General features: G+C 73.1%; 1 pseudogene. It reads left to right on the forward strand.

Going from position 1 to position 562, the window contains the following annotated elements:
- Nucleotides 1-15: 15 nt before the first annotated feature.
- Nucleotides 16-562, forward strand: a pseudogene (locus ACFWJO_RS39995) (peptidase M13); the annotation flags it as partial.

A 562-nucleotide genomic window follows, 5' to 3' on the forward strand; every position in this document is an offset into this window, starting at 1 on the left:
CTGTACGCCTCCTTCATGGACGACGAGACCGTGGAGGCCCGCGGCCTCGAGCCGATCGCCTCGGACCTGGCGGCGGTGGCCACCGTGACCACCCCTGCGGAGCTGCTCACCCTCTCCGGGCGACTGCAGCGTCAGGGCGTCTCCGGCCTCATCAACACCGGCGCACTCAACGACGCCGGGAACCCGGACCGCATGCTCCTGCACCTGCTCCAGGGCGGCCTGGGCCTGCCGGACGAGTCCTACTACCGGGACGAGGCCTACGCCGAGATCCTCGCGCAGTACACCGAGCACACCGGCCGCCTGCTGACGCTGGCCGGGATCGGCGCGGACCGGGACGAGGCCGCCGCGCTGGGCGTCCGGGTGGTGGAGCTGGAGAAGCGCATCGCCGCCCTGCACTGGGACCTGGTCCGCAGCCGGGACGCCGTGGCCCGCTACAACCCCATGACCCACGACCGGCTGACGGAGCTCTTCCCCCTGGCCGACGCGTGGCTCGAGGGCGTGGACGCCGCAGGCGAGCGCGCCGCGGAGGTCGTGGTGTGGCAGCCGGACTTCCTCTCCGGTG

Source organism: Streptomyces sp. NPDC127092 (genome assembly GCF_042722475.1).
Classification (GTDB): Bacteria; Actinomycetota; Actinomycetes; order Streptomycetales; family Streptomycetaceae; genus Streptomyces.